General features: G+C 35.9%; 15 protein-coding genes, 1 tRNA gene and 1 riboswitch. Of the genes, 8 read left to right on the top strand and 8 right to left on the bottom strand.

What is annotated here, in order from left to right:
• Positions 1-90: 90 nt before the first annotated feature.
• Complete coding sequence (locus ACR65M_RS24530; protein WP_341332277.1) at positions 91-588, bottom strand: PTS sugar transporter subunit IIA; 498 nt, start codon at positions 586-588, stop codon at positions 91-93.
• 198 nt (positions 589-786) lie between these two features.
• Here ACR65M_RS24530 and ACR65M_RS24525 point away from each other — a divergent pair, with 198 nt between their 5' ends.
• From ACR65M_RS24525 to sstT, 3 genes are all read left to right on the top strand, one after another.
• Positions 787-2,061: an ATP-binding protein gene (locus ACR65M_RS24525; RefSeq protein WP_341332278.1), complete on the top strand. Its 1,275-nt coding sequence runs from the start codon at positions 787-789 to the stop codon at positions 2,059-2,061.
• A gap of 18 nt (positions 2,062-2,079) precedes the next feature.
• The gene (locus ACR65M_RS24520; RefSeq protein ID WP_341332279.1) at positions 2,080-2,757 is read left to right on the top strand and encodes an SOS response-associated peptidase; all 678 of its coding nucleotides are present in this window, start codon (positions 2,080-2,082) and stop codon (positions 2,755-2,757) included.
• A 370-nt stretch (positions 2,758-3,127) separates the two neighbouring features.
• Complete coding sequence (sstT, locus tag ACR65M_RS24515; protein ID WP_440274653.1) at positions 3,128-4,363, top strand: serine/threonine transporter SstT; 1,236 nt, start codon at positions 3,128-3,130, stop codon at positions 4,361-4,363.
• A gap of 70 nt (positions 4,364-4,433) precedes the next feature.
• Here sstT and ACR65M_RS24510 read toward each other — a convergent pair whose 3' ends face one another.
• Both ACR65M_RS24510 and ACR65M_RS24505 read right to left on the bottom strand, forming a co-directional pair.
• Positions 4,434-5,444: a DUF3231 family protein gene (locus ACR65M_RS24510; RefSeq protein WP_341332281.1), complete on the bottom strand. Its 1,011-nt coding sequence runs from the start codon at positions 5,442-5,444 to the stop codon at positions 4,434-4,436.
• Positions 5,445-5,579: 135 nt separating this feature from the next.
• Positions 5,580-5,652 (bottom strand) — tRNA-Val (locus tag ACR65M_RS24505).
• Positions 5,653-5,864: 212 nt separating this feature from the next.
• A riboswitch (cyclic di-AMP (ydaO/yuaA leader) is annotated at positions 5,865-6,015 on the top strand.
• A gap of 146 nt (positions 6,016-6,161) precedes the next feature.
• On the opposite strand from ACR65M_RS24505, the gene ACR65M_RS24500 reads away from it, so the two are divergent.
• The 5 genes from ACR65M_RS24500 (at position 6,162) to ACR65M_RS24480 (ending at position 10,042) form a co-directional block, all read left to right on the top strand.
• On the top strand, positions 6,162-7,391 hold the full coding sequence (locus ACR65M_RS24500) for a dicarboxylate/amino acid:cation symporter (protein ID WP_440274652.1): 1,230 nt from the start codon (positions 6,162-6,164) through the stop codon (positions 7,389-7,391).
• Positions 7,392-7,503: 112 nt separating this feature from the next.
• Positions 7,504-8,229 (top strand): alpha/beta hydrolase, encoded by a 726-nt coding sequence (locus tag ACR65M_RS24495; RefSeq protein WP_440274651.1) that lies wholly within the window; start codon positions 7,504-7,506, stop codon positions 8,227-8,229.
• Between the two features lie 114 nt (positions 8,230-8,343).
• On the top strand, positions 8,344-8,859 hold the full coding sequence (locus ACR65M_RS24490; protein WP_440274650.1) for a YjcG family protein: 516 nt from the start codon (positions 8,344-8,346) through the stop codon (positions 8,857-8,859).
• Positions 8,860-8,866: 7 nt separating this feature from the next.
• A complete protein-coding gene (locus ACR65M_RS24485) occupies positions 8,867-9,289 on the top strand; it encodes a GNAT family N-acetyltransferase (protein WP_440274649.1) in 423 nt (140 codons plus the stop codon).
• A 78-nt stretch (positions 9,290-9,367) separates the two neighbouring features.
• A complete protein-coding gene (locus ACR65M_RS24480) occupies positions 9,368-10,042 on the top strand; it encodes a DUF421 domain-containing protein (protein ID WP_440274648.1) in 675 nt (224 codons plus the stop codon).
• Between the two features lie 18 nt (positions 10,043-10,060).
• Here the strand turns inward: ACR65M_RS24480 and ACR65M_RS24475 are convergent, their stop codons facing one another.
• The 5 genes from ACR65M_RS24475 to ACR65M_RS24455 all read right to left on the bottom strand — a co-directional run bounded on the left by ACR65M_RS24475 (position 10,061) and on the right by ACR65M_RS24455 (position 12,698).
• A complete protein-coding gene (locus ACR65M_RS24475; RefSeq protein WP_440274647.1) occupies positions 10,061-10,303 on the bottom strand; it encodes a hypothetical protein in 243 nt (80 codons plus the stop codon).
• A 138-nt stretch (positions 10,304-10,441) separates the two neighbouring features.
• Positions 10,442-10,696, bottom strand: a complete 255-nt coding sequence (spoVIF, locus tag ACR65M_RS24470; RefSeq protein WP_099364870.1) for a sporulation-specific transcription regulator SpoVIF — start codon at positions 10,694-10,696, stop codon at positions 10,442-10,444.
• A gap of 142 nt (positions 10,697-10,838) precedes the next feature.
• Positions 10,839-10,970 (bottom strand): YjcZ family sporulation protein, encoded by a 132-nt coding sequence (locus ACR65M_RS24465; RefSeq protein ID WP_099364869.1) that lies wholly within the window; start codon positions 10,968-10,970, stop codon positions 10,839-10,841.
• Between the two features lie 100 nt (positions 10,971-11,070).
• Entirely contained in the window at positions 11,071-11,298 is a 228-nt protein-coding gene (gene yjzK / locus ACR65M_RS24460) for a protein YjzK (protein ID WP_440274646.1), read from the bottom strand.
• Positions 11,299-11,366: 68 nt separating this feature from the next.
• Positions 11,367-12,698: a S8 family peptidase gene (locus tag ACR65M_RS24455; protein WP_440274645.1), complete on the bottom strand. Its 1,332-nt coding sequence runs from the start codon at positions 12,696-12,698 to the stop codon at positions 11,367-11,369.
• Positions 12,699-12,952: the final 254 nt, after the last annotated feature.

Raw genomic sequence — 12,952 nt, 5'->3', positions numbered from 1 at the left:
CCCTGTTCAATACAGAGATCATCTTCTTAAAGTAGCCTAGCTTTTTTTAAAATGTCCTTTACAAGGGGTACAGATTATAGGACCGTAAGCTTATTTTTTCTTCACTTTTGCAAGCTCTGTTGAACCCGCTGTTGCTTGGCCACTTCCAATTATCTCAAACGTTTCAACTGCATCAAAATTAGTGATGATAATTGGTGTAATTGTACTCGCTGCCTTCTCTCTAATTAAATCTAAATCAAAGGTTACGAGATCGGTTCCAACCTCAACTTTATCCCCTTCTTTTACATGTGTAGTGAAGCCTTCACCCTTCATGTTCACTGTATCAAGACCTATATGTATAAGAAGTTCTAAACCTATTTCAGTTTTTATACCAATAGCATGTTTAGTCGGGAAGACCTGAATTATTTCACCTTTCACAGGAGAAACGACTTTCCCTTCTGACGGATCGATCGCAAGGCCATCGCCCATCATTTTTTGAGAAAAGACAGGATCTGGAACCTCTTCTAGTGCAAGGATTTTTCCATTTGCAGGAGCCACTAACACTTCCTCAATTTTTTTATCTTTACTTCCAAATAATTTTTTAAACATAATAAGCCTCCAATATTATAGATATGTTTAGTTGTATCATACCCATATTAAGAAAAAAAGAATTATGATTGGGTTGAATAGCATATCTCATTTTGTCAAAATATTGTCGAGTATGCAAGTAATATAGAAGGATTATCGGTGAATATGTCGAATTTCTAACAAAAAGCAGTATTCAAAAATTTTAGAAATAAGAGGGAGATGGAGCAAAAGTTGTTAGAGCATATTGGACATGTTCTTTACCATGTATTAATCGTTATTTTTCCTATTCTTATATATTATTTATTGACTATCCAAGATAATCATTCTTCTCCAAAGCTTCACCGAAATAAACTTCTTGGAATGATTATCATTATGCTTCTTTTAACTGTCACTTTCCCAGTAACATACGCGAATGGATTCGCTTATGATTTTCGGATAATCCCGATATTTATCGCATTCCTCTATATAGGATTTATCCAAGGAATTGTTGTTATATTAATTATGCTAGGTTATTTATTACTGCTTGGATATACTAACGTTCTCCTGTCTATTATGAATTACGCAATTATTGTATTCATTTTTTATTTTCTCTTAAAAAGGTACCATTCTCTTCTATTAAATAAAAAGCTAATCACACTTACATGTATTTACAGTTTCATTGTTATAACAAGAGCAATTACCTTAGTAAAATATAACCAAGTTGATCAAATTCTAATTATGATCCTTTTTTCGTTTATTACGTGGATTACCATCTTATTAGTAGTTCTACTTATTGAGAACTTAAAGCAACAAATTCTCTTACAAAGGGAATTAAGACGTTCTGAAAAATTGAACGTAGTTAGCCAACTAGCAGCATCAGTTGCCCATGAGGTACGCAATCCGCTAACTACAGTAAATGGATTTCTGCAGTTAATTATTCGAGATGATAACATTACTGATAAACAGCGAAATTATATCGTTATTACCCTTTCTGAATTAAATCGTGCACAATCGATCATAAATGATTATTTATCTCTTGCTAAGCCAAATAATAGTAATACTGAATTGGTAAACATCAGCGAAGAACTATCAAAAACGGTTGAACTCATGACATCTTATACAAATATTCAAAGCATTGAGGTTGAAACCTTCATTGAAGACTCGCTATACATTAACGGGAATAAGGATGAAATCAAACAGGTCTTGATAAATATTATTAAAAACGCAATAGAAGCAATTGGAAATGACGGCTTATTGCAAATAAATGCTTTTGCAACAGACCAAGACATTATTGTTAAAATCACTGACAATGGTCCTGGAATGACAAAAGAACAACTTTCCAAAATAGGTACCCCTTTTTATTCAACAAAAGATAAAGGAACTGGCGTAGGGCTGACCATTTGTTTTCAAATTATTGAGCAATTAAAAGGTTCAATCGATGTAGAAAGTACGGTTGGGATAGGAACCTCTTTTCTTATCAAGTTACCAATATCCAAAAATCCTCCAATATATTAAAACATGAGGTGATGCATAATGTGTGGTCGATTTACTCTTTTTGCAGAGTACGAAGATATACTTAACCGTTTTGATATTAAAGCGGCAATTGAACAAGATTTATATCAACCAAGCTATAACATTGCCCCTTCACATTCGGTCCTTTCAGTTATAAATGACGGTACACAAAATCGCTTAGGTTATTTACGTTGGGGCTTTGTACCTTCATGGGCAAAGGATGAGAAAGTCGGATATAAAATGATCAATGCACGCGCTGAATCATTGGCTGAAAAACCAAGCTTCAGACATGCCTTTAAACATAGACGCTGTCTGATTATTGCGGATAGCTTTTATGAATGGAAAAAAGGGCCTAACAAAACAAAAACACCGATACGAATTAAATTAAAATCGAATGATATATTCGCAATGGCGGGAATCTGGGAACGTTGGAAATCTCCGGATGGGCATACCTTATATTCTTGTTCAATCATTACCACAACCCCAAACGAACTAATGAGGGATATTCACGATCGTATGCCAGTTATATTAAATAAAGAGGACGAACAAGCATGGCTTAATCCATCTCTAAAGGATGTATCGAGGGTTTCACATCTACTCAAACCACTGACTGCTGACAACATGGAGGCATATGAGGTTTCGTCTTTAGTAAACTCGCCTAGCAATAACTCACCAAATTTAATTCAAAAAATATGTTAATGAAGAAAACGACTAATTTCTATCACGGATTAGTTGTTTTTTATTTTTTTTAAAGCTAATTATCTCAAAACTATTATTTTAGTATACCGAAACTCTTGTGACTATAAGGTAGTCATTTTTACTTATGTATAGGTTTGAGAAACTTGATTTCTATGATCAATAATGCCTATACTTTCATAACTTTCCTTTATGTCAAAGAGTTCTATGTTTTTTAAATACCAAATTTTTCACCTTAAAATTTCATTTCCAACTCTTAAATTTTATACACAATTGACAATTTTCGTGTTAAACTAACAAATATTATATTATTCATATAATATTAATTTCATAAGATAATAAGATGGACAACCATGAAAAAGGGGGAAAGAATATGAAAGAAATCTTTTACAAATGGAATCAGATTAGCCTAGTTAAACGTATATTTGGTGGTATTATCGTTGGTATCCTATTAGCATTAGTCGTACCAGAAGGAGCAAAATGGGTTAGTATTTTTGGTTCATTATTTGTAGGTGCACTAAAAGCTGTTGCACCTGTATTGGTCTTATTCTTAGTTATTGACGCCATCTCTAAACACAGAAGTGGAACCCAAACAAATATCAAATCGATTATCGGCTTATACGCAATAAGTACATTCTTAGCTGGATTCGTAGCCGTTTTGGCAAGTTTTATCTTTCCAGTAAATCTGTCACTTGTTTCTGGTGCAGAAGACCTTTCACCTCCAAGTGGTATTTTAGAGGTCCTTCAAACATTACTATTTAATATTGTAGACAATCCGATTAATGCCCTAATGAATGCAAACTACATCGGAATTCTAGCTTGGGCAGTTGTTCTTGGAATTGCATTAAAAAATGCAAACGACACAACTAAGACATTAATTACCAACGTATCTGATGCAATCGCAACAGTCGTAAAATGGGTAATCAGCCTAGCTCCTATCGGAATCATGGGTCTAGTGTTCGACGCATTTGTAACAAATGGACTATCTGCATTAATGGAATATGGAAAAATCCTAGGCCTTTTACTTGGCTGTATGTTCTTTATTGCACTTATTGTGAATCCTTTAATTGTCTATTTCTACATTCGTCAAAACCCATATCCACTTGTATTTAGATGTCTAAGAGAAAGTGGGCTAACAGCCTTCTTTACTCGAAGCTCAGCAGCAAACATTCCGGTTAATATGAACCTTTGTGAAAAACTAGGATTAAATAAAGATACTTATTCTATTTCAATCCCATTAGGCGGAACTGTAAATATGGCTGGTGCCGCAGTAACGATTTCTGTTCTTACTCTTGCAGCTGTTCATACACTCGGCATTCAAGTTGATTTTGCAACAGCTCTAATTCTTAGCGTCTTATCAGCAATTTCAGCAGCAGGTGCATCTGGTGTTGCCGGTGGGTCACTTTTACTTGTTCCTTTAGCGTCAAGCTTATTCGGAATTCCGAACGATGTTGCCATGCAAGTCGTTGCAGTTGGTTTCATCATCGGTGTCCTACAAGACTCTTGTGAAACTGCTCTTAACTCATCATCGGACGTACTTTTCACTGCAACTGCTGAATATGCTAAGAAACGTAAAGAAAAGAAGAATGTTACGGTTAAGTCGGCTTAATCCTTTATTTAAACATATTAATAAACACAATAAGACAAAGGGACTGATACGTTCTCTTTGTCTTTTTTTATCAAGATTGTTTTTTAATAATTTTTTCTCTGTTATCTGTTTGTGGAGGCTCCTCCAACCACCCATGTTTAATCATAATATTTGCCCCATCCTCAGCGTACATCGAAATTTCTGGAATTAATGATGCATATCTAAATCCTATATCTCTCCTTGGACTAGCCGCCATGGCCATTCCGAAATTCCCAATCCCCGCTGCAATCATAGCTGACACATGAAACATAATAAGTTTATCAGAGAAAACACTCGCATTACTATCTGTAACAGCTGAATCCCAACTCATTGGAGCAGGAAGATCCTCTTTGATTAAAAAGTCGCTAAAAAGTTCTATATATTTTTGCGAAAGTTTCTTTCCTCTTACTAAGAATTTTTTTACATCATCACCTTTTGCAGTTTGTGCAAATCCTGTCATCAGTACCTTACCAATCGCATTGGTCTGTATATTTAAAAATAAATGACTAATTTCAATAGAGGTTAGTGCTCTTTTCTTCCCCATGAAACCAGCTAAAAAATGCTGTTTCTCTACAAAATCAACCTTGTCGGGAATAGATATATACGGAGGTCTTACATATATTCCTTGTTTTAACATTAATTCACGTGTTTGGTCCTGCAATTCAACACCTAAATTTAATACCCGCTTATGAAAAGCAATTACATCGGGCCGTGTCGCAAGGCCCAGTGCTCCACTACTACCTGCCATTCCGAGAATAGACATTTGCCTTAGGTACATTAATACGAAAGTATCAGAAAATAGTCTAGGAGCTTTAAAATCTACATCCTGTTCTGTAAATCCTAATGGGATAGGAAATTCTTCTTTTTCAAAAATTTCACGTACAATTTTTTGGTTTTCTTTAGATGCTTCCAGTGTATATTCAATAATTGGACGTACTTCCTCATCTTCAACTTTATCTAAAAAATACAAATTAACACATTCAGCTAACGTATCGTTTATGTATTGTGTCCATAAGCTCGACATCTCCGCAGCTGTTAGACGAATCTTGTTTTTATCCTCCATGTGAACGACCAACCTCCCAGTCTAGTCCTAACAAGGATACTTTCTCCAAAAACGGATAAAATTATTATAATTATTATCCAAAGTCTAAAAATAAACGCAAAAAAATCACTTGAGAAAACTCAAGTGATCTCATGATGATTCCGAGAGGGCTCGAACCTCCGACCCCTACCCTGTCAAGGTAGTGCTCTCCCAGCTGAGCTACGGAATCACTATATGAATAATTCATAATATACATCCGTTTTGAGTGTTTGTCAATTAAATTCTAGTCATTTTATCGTGAATACATAATTTTGTGGTTTTTGCTATTTGTCGTTCACTATTTTCCTATGAAAATATTAACATCGTAAAAACCATAAATATATGTTATTATTGACATATATTCATTTTATTTGTATAAATATAATATCAAGGCAAAGTACAATTTAATAGTCGCTGAATTCCCATTTTTGGGAAACGGGGGAACCATAAACGTGCAAAAGAGCACACGGGGTGAATCCTTTTTTATAAAGGTAGGAGATACTCTTCATCCGAATCCGACAGCTAACCTCGTAAGCATTTGGAGAGAGCATTGTTGCGCAATTTTATCGATAAGCCACGAGCCACACTCTCGTGGTTTTTTGTGTCTTACGAAAAGAATGCTGTTCTTCGACATGCGCATTCCCATTTGTTTTGCCAAAAAAAGAAAACACTTTCAATACAACTTAGAGGAGGTTTTTTATGTCATTAACTAAAAAGATTTTATTAGGTTTAGGTCTTGGTGCACTTGTAGGTCTTATCTTAAACGTAACGTCACCTTCCATTTTTGAACTTGCGAATACGTGGTTATTCGTACCACTTGGTCAAATTTTCTTGAATTTAATTAAAATGCTTGTTGTTCCAATTGTCTTAGTTTCTATTACTCTAGGAGTTACAGGCCTTGGTGATCCTAAGAAACTCGGAAGAATTGGTGCCAAAACGATCACTTATTTTTTAGCAACAACAACGATAGCGATTACAATTGCTATCGCGCTAGCTTCCATTTTCAAGCCTGGCGCTGGTGGAGCCTTTGATACGCAAGGGGCTACTTATGAAGGGGCAACTGAAGCTCCTCCATTTATGGAAACACTAATTGGAATTATCCCGACAAATCCATTTACGTCAATGACTGATGGAAATATGCTTCAAATTATTGCATTTGCTATTTTTATAGGTTTTGCTCTAACCGTGTTAGGCGAAAAAACAAAAGGTATTGTTAATTTATTTGAGCAAGCAAATGAAGTGTTAATGTATCTTGTTAATCTTGTAATGAAGACGGCTCCATATGGTACGTTCGGCTTAATAGCGACTGCTATTGGTGGCCAAGGGTATGCTGCAATTAAAGCCATGCTTGCTTACTTCTTAATTGTACTTGCCGCTTTACTTGTTCACGCAGCCATTACTTATGGTGGTACGATTGCAGTATTGGCAAAACGAAACCCTATTGAGTTTTTCAAAGGTTTTGCACCTGCGATGACGGTTGCTTTTAGTACATCAAGTAGTAGTGCCACTCTTCCTGTATCTATGGATACTGCACAAAAAAATCTAAAGGTTCCTGAACCAATTAGTAGCTTTGTTCAACCATTAGGTGCGACTATCAATATGGACGGTACAGCTATTATGCAAGGTGTTGCCACCATCTTCATTGCACAGGTATACGGATTTGATCTAACGTTTACGCAAATTATTATGGTTATCCTAACAGCTGTGCTTGCAAGTGTAGGTACCGCTGGTGTTCCTGGTGTTGGTTTAATCATGCTTGCCATGGTTCTAAATCAAGTTGGTTTGCCACCAGAAGGTATCGGTTTAATTATTGGTATTGATCGATTACTTGATATGACACGTACTGCTATTAATATCACAGGTGATGCAGCGTGTGCTGTATATGTTGCAGAATCTGAAAAGAAACATACGGATGAAGCAGCCGCTTAATGCGTAATATGTACCGAAAGCGACAGGAAGTTTTTCCTGTCGCTTTCCTATTTTTCAAGCGTTATAATAATGATGCAGATTAACTTAATCGATTGTTTGGAGGTTTAAAAAGATGACGATTAATAAAAGCACTGTTAGGGAAATGACTATACATAGTAAGCTTTTAAATGAAGAACTTGAGCTTATCGTTTATTTGCCTGCCACCTTTTCCCCTCTCTATAAATATAATGTTCTCATCGCTCAGGATGGGCGCGATTATTTTAATCTTGGCAGGGTTGCGAGAATTGCGGATAAGCTAATTGAAACAGGTGAAATAAGCAATACCATAATTGTGGGGGTTCCTTATAAAAGTGTCGCAGACCGCCGCAAAAAATATCACCCTGATGGTGAGCAGCATCATTTGTATAAGCGCTTTTTAGGAGAAGAACTGGTACCCTTTCTTGACCAAGAGTTCTCAACCTTTCAGATGGGGCAAGGTCGAGCATTAATTGGGGATTCACTTGCAGCGACTATTTCGCTTTTAACAGCAATTGAATACCCTCATACCTTTGGAAAGGTAATCATGCAATCTCCCCTTGTAAATGATCATGTTCTGTTGCAGGTTGAACGTTTTGCAGACCCTCATCTCCTTGACTTATATCATATAATCGGGACAGGTGAAACCGAAGTAAAAACAACAAAAGGTGATATTGAGGATTTTTTAACGCCAAACCGAAAATTACACGAACTCATCACGAGCAAAGGTTATCCTTGCTTTTATGAAGAATTCAACGGAAACCATACGTGGAAATATTGGCAACCTGATTTACCAAGGGCCCTTTCAAAAATGCTCAAATAACTGTTTTTTATTCTATCATTTTCAAATATTTGTTATAATTAAGTTATCATTTTTCGTATTACAACATTAGGTACTTTACGTTTTGAAATTTAAAACTATAGGAGGGCAAAACAAATGAAATATGGCATTGTTATCTTCCCATCCAAAAATCTGCAAGACATCGCAAATTCATATCGTAAACGCTATGATCCGCATTATGCATTAATTCCACCGCATATCACGGTAAAAAATGCATTCGAGGCATCCGATAATGAAATTGTGGATATTACAAGGGAATTAGCAGCGGTTACCAAACAGGTAAATCCATTTACATTAACTGTATTAAAGGTAAGTTCTTTTTCCCCAGTAAATAATGTAATTTATTTAAAAGTAGATCCTAATGAACAATTACAAAAACTACATAATGCACTTCACTCTGGTTATTTTGCAGGTGAACCTGAGTATGCGTTTGTTCCACATATTACAATTGGGCAAAAACTATCTAGCGATGAACATTCAGATGTGTATGGCCAATTACGTATGTTAAAAATGGAGCACGAAGAGCAAATTGACCGTATCCACCTCCTCTATCAGTTAGAAAATGGATCTTGGACCGTTTATGAAACATTTCGTTTAGGAAAGGAAAATTGATTACACCATGGAAGCAAGAATTGTAACGAACAACAAAGAAAGAGACGATGCTTATACGATTAGAAAAGTGGTTTTCGTCGATGAACAAAAGGTACCTCTTGAAGAAGAGATTGATCAATTTGAAGATGAAGCTACACATGTTGTCCTCTATGATCACAATAATCCTGTAGGAGCTGGACGTTTTCGTGTGCTTGACGAATACGGCAAAGTAGAACGCATTTGTGTTCTCGCTTCACACCGAAAAAAAGGTGCTGGGAATATTATTATGCATAAAATGGAGGACATTGCAAAAGAAAGTGGCATTTCAAAATTAAAGCTCAATGCACAAACACATGCAGAAAATTTCTATAAAAAGCTAGGTTATGAAACCGTATCAGGTCTATTTATGGATGCTGGTATACCGCATGTCACAATGGTTAAAGAAATATAAGGATGTCTTTTATGACATCCTTTTTTCATGGATAAAAAAGGGTAAACCTGCTCATTCTACCAAAGAGGGGTGAATGACTTGGAATTTTTAAAAATTTCATTTGATCTAGTGGTTGGTCTGTTAGGTTTACTCGTTCTTACAAAAATATTAGGTAAAACACAAATTACGCAAATTACACCTTTTGATTTTATCTCCGCATTAGTACTTGGTGAATTAGTTGGAAATGCCGTTTATGATCAAAAAATTGGCGTATGGCAAATATTTTCTTCCATTATTGTATGGGGATTATTAATTTATGTAATTGAATTAATAACACAGAAAATTCGAAGAACCAGGCCATTTCTTGAGGGAAAGCCAACAATTATTATTCATCAAGGAAAAATTATTAAAGAACAATTAAAGAAAAACAAACTAGATATCAACCAATTACAGCATCTTCTTCGGGCGAAGGATGTTTTTTCAATTAGAGAGGCCGAGTATGCGATTTTAGAAACAGATGGCTCAATTAGCGTCCTAAAAAAGTCTAAATATGAACCACCTACACGCCAAGATTATAATATGGCGGAACAGAAGGTTCGTCTCCCTATTACATTAGTAAGTGATGGCATATTAATTCAAGAAAATCTGAAGGAAAGTGGATTTACGGAAGACTGGCTGCATTCGGAATTGAAGAGTCAGGGGGTAGCCACATATAAGGATTTACTTTATGCAGAATGGCATGAAGAGGAAGGCTTGTACGTTCAGGAATTTTAACCTTCCCTTTTCTCTTTTTTATATAGACTCGTTGTAAAGCAACCCTTTGCCAGTATATTGAGAACGGATATTTTCAATATATTGGCATTGTTTTTTCGTCATTGCTTTCTGTTTAACTTGGTGTAGATCATAGGTACGCTGATTTTGATTTAGTGACACCGGATTTACTTGATGTAGTCTCATAAGGTTTGTTTTATAAGTTGTCGTCCGATGTACATATTGATTATATTGTTCATTGTTGATTGGTAATATATATCCCAAGTATGCCCTCCGTCCTTTTTCATTGATTTTATGTATCGATCATTTACAATATGTTATTTATTAAAAAATTTCGAAGCCTCCCATGTATTTGTAAGGGTCATATCAGAAAAGGCCTGGCAACTTGGCCAGACCACACGCTTATTTTTTATTAATCATTTTTGAAATGGTTCCAAAATCCAGTTTTTCGTCGCCACTTACGATGCTTTTTACAATTTTATCCTCAAGCTGTTTGTTTACTGGCTTATTTGCAATTTTAGAAACCTTTTTAATTACAGCACGAACTGTTTTTTCATCTTTAAAATTCGCATTTTGCAAAGAGTTTGCTAACTGGAGTACCTCCTGCATATTTACGCCTGTTTTCTTTTCGATATTCTTAAAAAAGTTATTGTCCATTTCGAAGCCTCCTTACATTGTGTTATATCGTATGAGCCCCGCCTAAAAGATGTGCGAGGTTGTTGAAAAAACTATTTTCCGTTATGAAATGGAGAAAGTACGAGCCGATTGACTCGTACTTCTACTTGGGGGAATGTTGTGATTAGTTATAGAAAGAAGCACCTACAATAATTAATAGGATGAATAATACTACGATTAATACAAATGTATTTCCGTAGCCTCCACCGCCATAACCGTAGCCGCCATATCCGCAACCACCGAAACCGTAACCCATATTTAGCACCTCCTCATTGAAAGAGTACATTATAAAATATGTTATAAGGTGTGATTTTGTGAGGACAGGAGCACAGGGCAAACGCGGAAATTCAGGGTACCTACCCCTCTAATTTTTTTTCCAACTCTTGTTGCTTTTTAGAAAACCATTGATTGAGCTTTTCCATTCTTGTTTCAAGCCCTTTTTCAAATTCTCCCGCCTGCTTATCTAACTCACTTAATCCCTTTTCTGTTTCTGCAGCCCATTCATCTAATTTTGCTTTCGCTTCATCATGGTCTTTGTAGTAATCCGAAACAAAACGTTCGATCTCTTTTTCAAATTTGCTCAAAGCACTCCACCTCCAAGTAATTTATTTAATGCTAAAAACAGGCTACCTGAGCCTGTTTTTAGGGAAAGTTACTTGATTGAGTTTTGTGCATTAATATAGCCTGCACCATACGTGTTGTAATCGATGCCCTTCCATTTGTCTGCGCCATTTAATAAGTCTTTTTTTATATCATCAGGAGTAAAGCTTTTATTCTGTTTTTTCTTGTTTTCAATCATTAATGCAACAACGCCGGCACAGAATGGGGTAGCCATCGAAGTACCAGATAAGGTGATATAATGTTCATCAACACGACTTGCTTTTTGGAACTTATCCAAATATGAGTTAGGAGATCGTAGCGAAATGATATTTACACCTGGAGCTACGATATCTGGCTTAAGAACATTATAAATTGTCGGTCCTCTACTTGAAAATTCTGCGATTGTATCATCTGCTCGCTCGTCTAGTGTATTTTTATCATCAAGTGCTCCAACCGTAATAACTTTATTGCTAATCCCCGGACTTGCAATTGTGTTAGGTTCATCGCCTTCATTTCCTGCTGCCACACATACGACGATTCCACTGTCCCATGCTTTCTCTACGACTTGTACCATTGGATCAGCATCTTCGTTATTTAACCTCTGTGCAGTTGCACCAAGCGACATAGAGATAATATCGATTTTGGGTTTGCTCGGATCCTGATTATTTAGGATACACCATTCAACACCCTTCATTACTGTATCGAGTGAACCAGATCCTAGTTTATTTAATACTTTTACACCAACCACATTTGCTTTATGTGCAGGCGCCTTATATTTTCCTCCAGAAGCCATCCCATTGCCAGCTGCATCACCCGCACAATGGGTACCATGTCCATTATCATCATAAGGTTCCACCTGACCACTCACCAAATCTTCAAACCCGATAATTCTTCCTTCCAGATCTTGATGTGGATAGATTCCAGTATCGATAACCGCTACTGTTACACCTTCACCTGTTAGTTCTGTTCCATTTCGAACAATACCGTCTGCTCTACCCGCTGGAGTCGCAACATTTAGTAATGCTTTTACTTCTGAATTTAAATAGACTCGTTTTACATTTGTGCATGTTTGTAATAGTTCCTCTAAACCCGCTGCGGTAACCGTTGCTGAACAGCTTGGAATGGTTTTAAATTCATAGTTGAGTTTGCAGCCATAATGACGATTCATCACTGCTTTGACATTATCCTGAATTTCATTTTGATCTGTGTACTCGATAATGACATCAAACTTCCTTGTTTTCTTGATGATTTTTTCGAGTGTTTTGTGTAAAAAACACGGTGTCCATTTAAATGGACGATATAAATTCACTAGATTCTTCCTAAGGTTTTTGTCCATTTTTGAACCATAGTTCCTTGTAAATTGAACCATTGAAAATCCAAACATCTCTCTCACCTCCTATTTTTTTTCCTATAGGATAAAATATGTAAGATGAGATTAAATTGGAGCGGTGTTTGTCTATTTTATATTTAATATTTAACTTCCTAATATCATTTTCTAATTCTCACCATATTTTAGTAACATGGTAAGTAAAATTTAGTGAAGGGCTAAATCAAGAAGAGAAATGATGCTAGACTAAAAAGTAGACACAGATTGTTATAATAAATATATCAACTATAACGAGGTGTGTCTGTATGGCA

It is taken from the genome of Ferdinandcohnia sp. SAFN-114 (genome assembly GCF_059415045.1).
Note: the sequence above shows the minus strand (reverse complement) of the source record. Positions and strands in the feature narration are given on the sequence as shown.

Bases quoted from the DNA above. Each gene is read 5' to 3' on its own strand.
- ACR65M_RS24465 (WP_099364869.1), bottom strand. From the start codon at position 10,970: ATGGGTTACGGTTTCGGTGGTTGCGGATATGGCGGCTACGGTTATGGC.
- ACR65M_RS24490 (WP_440274650.1), top strand. From the start codon at position 8,344: ATGAAATATGGCATTGTTATCTTCCCATCCAAAAATCTGCAAGACATC.
- spoVIF (WP_099364870.1), bottom strand. From the start codon at position 10,696: ATGGACAATAACTTTTTTAAGAATATCGAAAAGAAAACAGGCGTAAAT.
- sstT (WP_440274653.1), top strand. From the start codon at position 3,128: ATGAAAGAAATCTTTTACAAATGGAATCAGATTAGCCTAGTTAAACGT.
- ACR65M_RS24495 (WP_440274651.1), top strand. From the start codon at position 7,504: ATGACGATTAATAAAAGCACTGTTAGGGAAATGACTATACATAGTAAG.
- ACR65M_RS24485 (WP_440274649.1), top strand. From the start codon at position 8,867: ATGGAAGCAAGAATTGTAACGAACAACAAAGAAAGAGACGATGCTTAT.
- ACR65M_RS24525 (WP_341332278.1), top strand. From the start codon at position 787: ATGGAGCAAAAGTTGTTAGAGCATATTGGACATGTTCTTTACCATGTA.
- ACR65M_RS24520 (WP_341332279.1), top strand. From the start codon at position 2,080: ATGTGTGGTCGATTTACTCTTTTTGCAGAGTACGAAGATATACTTAAC.
- ACR65M_RS24530 (WP_341332277.1), bottom strand. From the start codon at position 588: ATGTTTAAAAAATTATTTGGAAGTAAAGATAAAAAAATTGAGGAAGTG.
- ACR65M_RS24455 (WP_440274645.1), bottom strand. From the start codon at position 12,698: ATGTTTGGATTTTCAATGGTTCAATTTACAAGGAACTATGGTTCAAAA.
- ACR65M_RS24510 (WP_341332281.1), bottom strand. From the start codon at position 5,444: ATGGAGGATAAAAACAAGATTCGTCTAACAGCTGCGGAGATGTCGAGC.
- ACR65M_RS24500 (WP_440274652.1), top strand. From the start codon at position 6,162: ATGTCATTAACTAAAAAGATTTTATTAGGTTTAGGTCTTGGTGCACTT.